Here is a 3,917-nt window from a genome sequence, read left to right as displayed (position 1 = left end):
TTTTTATATTAATGAAGAAAATATTTTGAATTACTCACCACCTAACGGTCTAATGGGCTGTTTGAAGTGGGAGATTCCTAAGTACAGAAAACTATCGGTTTCTAATCCATTAAGCTATTCCCGTAGTTCCTACGGTTAAGAGACGACTGCACCCAATGGTTTTAGCAATTAATATTTCTTATCGCTTATTTAGATAGATACGAAACTTCTATACTTTATTTACCAACATGGGATGTACCTCGCTTTCTTGCATGATGCCTTCATTATATACGCCTACCAACATTCATTTCCTACCTGAAATTAGTGTTTCATATATTCAAATCTTCGAGGAAAGGAGCTTCTGTTGAAAAGAGATAAAAAGGAGCTAAATTTTCATCACTGCTCATCTCCCATTTCCGAATAAAAAGTCTAATCACCGTATAATTTGTAGAATTCTCGTACTTTTTTCTAATACATTTAATAAGGGGGAATGTGACATGCTTTTCACAGGATTCTTCATTAATCTATCTATTTTTGCTTTCTTAGTTAGTTCAGCTATTTTTATCCAAGTATTTATAAGAAAAATGGATTCCAAATCAATCAAGTTATTTGGAGGCATATTTGCAGGTATCATAGCTGCTATTTTGATGATTTTTAATTTTAAGCACATGGGATTGTTTTATGACCTTCGAGCGGTTCCTCTTATAATGTCGTTTATTTATTTTGGTCGTAGAGCCGGCTGGATTACATTAATGTTTATTTTATTTATGCGTATTTTTTACCTTGACGGTGATTGGGTACCTGCCTTGATAGCTGCCTTAGGAATAGCTACTATATATACCATATTTCAAACATATCTCAAAAATATCCATGCTTTTAAAAGTATCTTTCTTTATCTAGCTGTTTATATAGCTATAATCCATTTGGTATTTGGATTCTTTTTTCCTTCTATACCACTTATACTTCTTGACATCCAAGGTACGTTATTTATATCGTGCGGACTCTTGATTGGTGTTTTTCTCATAGAATCCTATCAAAATTTATATAGCTTAACACAAAATTTAGCTAAAGCGAATGAAACATTACTAGAATCAAAGCGAGAATTAAAGGATACCGTACATCAACTGCAAGGAGGTATTTTCAAATTTAAAAAAGTGAATGGGAATTTTATTCATACTCTGTGTGATGGACAATTATTTTATCAACATGGGTTTCACTCTCAGCAAGTGGTGGGTAAAAGTTTACCTACTATAGATTCTTCCATCATTCCATTCCATTTAATTCCTCGACTACTAAAATATTATCAACAGGCATGGGATGGCGAGGAAGTAACTTTCGAACTACCATGGCCAAATGATGAGACTATTATACTTTTCTCCCTTAGGCCTGTTAAAAGAGAGGGAAAAGTGATTGAAGTAGTTGGTTCTACTGTTGATATAACACAGAGAATAAATGCGGAAAATGAGTTAAAGGTAACTAAGGAACGATTAGAATCATTTATTAATCATAACGTAGATGCTATCACTATATTTGATTTAGATGGTCATATGTTGCAAGCGAATAAAGCCTATGAGAGGATATTTGGTTGGTCAGAAAAAGAATCTATAGGAAAAAAATTACCTTGCGTACCTGAATTTTTAATAGATCAAACTTTGGAATATATAAACCACATTAAAAATACCAATATGAAAGACCCAATTATAACCTGTTTAGAAACTGTTAGACAAAAAAAAGATAAAACTCTTATTGATGTAAGCCTGACGATTTCACCTATTCTAGATTTTAGGGGTAATGTAATTGCTTTATCAGGAATTTGTAGAGACATTTCTGAAAGGAAACAAGCAGAAAGAGAACTGCATCAATTACACCAGCAATTAAGTGACAGTGAAATGAAATACCGTGCACTCATCGAACAAGCAACTGATGCAGTATATGTAGTGGAGCTGAATGAGGATCAATCTCCAACTCGCTTTATCGAAGTAAATCCTGTTGCGTGTGAAAGATTTGGATATAGTAGAGAAGAGCTTCTTTCGATGGTATTTCCTAGTAACGTTCCGCCAGATTCTCCAATGGTCCAAAGAATCATAGAAAAAATTAGAGAAGGGCAAACTGCTTTTACATTACAAGATGAATTTGTTTTTCCTAAAGGAAAGACCCTGACAATTGAATTTTCTGTTCGTGTGTTTAACTTGAATGGCAAAAAAGTTTTCTTGAGTATCTCTCGAGACATCACCGAACGGCTAAAAACAGAGGAATTATTACGAAAATCGGAGAAACTTGCTGTAGTAGGTCAATTATCCACTGCAATTGCTCATGAAATTAAAAATCCTTTAACAGCAATGAAAGGATTCATGCAGTTATTAAAATCAATGGAAAATAAGAGCACTGAGCATTATATAGATATAGTTTCATCAGAGATTGAACGTATAGATAGTATTACTAATGAATTTATGACATTAGCAAAACCCGAGGCATTAGAAATCAAAACTAATGACCTGAATGTATTAATGAAGCAAATTGTAATGTTACTTGAACCTCAAGCGACAATGAATTGCATACAAATTAAAACTGAGTTTACATCTGATACTTCATTCATACTTTGTGAATGTAATCAATTAAAGCAAGCTTTTATAAATATCTTAAAAAATGCAATTGAGGCAACTTCAATGGGAGGGGAAATCTTGATTCAAATCGAATATGTGCCTGATCAAAACCATGTAAACATTCGATTTACTGATTATGGGTGTGGAATTGAACAGGAACGTATACCTTACCTAGGAGAACCATTTTATAGTATCAAAGAAAATGGCATAGGTTTAGGATTAATGATCTGTTATAAAATTATTGAGAAGCACCAAGGAAAGATATTGATTGAAAGTGAAGTAGGTAAAGGAACAACAGTTAATATAAATCTTCCTATATCTACTCTCGAAAAAGAAAACTCTTATTCAACTTCTTAGATATATCCTAGAATCATGAAGTATAGTTATACAGTTAATAAAATTTCCCCCTTTAGATTTAAGTATAGGAGCACGTATTAAATTTCTAGCTGATGGTGTATTGAATGAAAGTAAACATAAAAAAACAATTGATTTTGAAGTAAACCGAAGATTAATCATCTTAATAAGATGATTAATCTTTTTTATAAAAACTTAAGGAATATAAAATTAAAACCCACACATTTTAATCAAACTTTTTTCAAAATGTGTGGGTTTCCTCTATTTATAAAATCAATATTTGCAGCAAGGCTTTGATCAGACTATAATTCAAACCAACATAACCAGTCTTTTTATCTCTTTCGTTGACGAGCAAATACGAATCCACCTAAAGCCACCAACAACATTCCAGCAATATATGAAATCATATCCATTGATGTTCCACCTGTTTTAGGAAGCCATACTGATTTCTCAGCATTTTCTTTAGTAGGTAGAACTTTTGACTCGCTATTTTTGTCTGTATTTATGTTTGGATCTGTGCTTGGTTTTTTTGGATCTGTACTTGGATCTTTCGGATCTGCACTTGGTTCTTTTGGACTTTCCTTGACTTTTATATTCGTAATGTCATAACCTTGAACCTCAGATTTATATCCAGCCACCGGTTGTTCTTTCACTTCATACTTATACGCATTACCTTCGGCATCGTATGCTGCTAAATCTGTAAACGCGTATTTCCATTCACTTGCTTTACTTACTTCTTGTGTTGCGATTACTTTGCCATTTTGTAGTAGATCTACTTTGATCATTTCTGGACGATCTGTTGCGTTATCATCTTTCCATGTCTTCGTTCCTTCTACCTTTGTTTGGCCTACTTTTGTATTCGTGATGTCATAACCTTGAACCTCAGATTTATATCCAGCCACCGGTTGTTCTTTCACTTCATACTTATACGCATTACCTTCGGCATCGTATGCTGCTAAATCTGTAAACGCGTATTTCCAT

At 33.3% G+C, this 3,917-nt stretch carries 2 protein-coding genes; one reads left to right on the top strand and one right to left on the bottom strand.

The window, feature by feature from the left end; all coding sequences use genetic code 11:
- Positions 1-476: 476 nt before the first annotated feature.
- Positions 477-2,939 (top strand): PAS domain S-box protein, encoded by a 2,463-nt coding sequence (locus U860_RS0130035; RefSeq protein ID WP_025151372.1) that lies wholly within the window; start codon positions 477-479, stop codon positions 2,937-2,939.
- 329 nt (positions 2,940-3,268) lie between these two features.
- On the opposite strand, the gene U860_RS0130030 is transcribed toward U860_RS0130035, so the two are convergent.
- Positions 3,269-3,917, bottom strand: a 649-nt coding sequence (locus tag U860_RS0130030) for a Cna B-type domain-containing protein (protein WP_025151371.1), incomplete at its 5' end; no start/stop codon positions are given.

Source organism: Bacillus sp. H1a (genome assembly GCF_000633475.1).
Classification (GTDB): Bacteria; Bacillota; Bacilli; order Bacillales; family Bacillaceae_G; genus Bacillus_A; species Bacillus_A paramycoides.
This window is presented reverse-complemented; position numbering and strand designations above follow the sequence as displayed.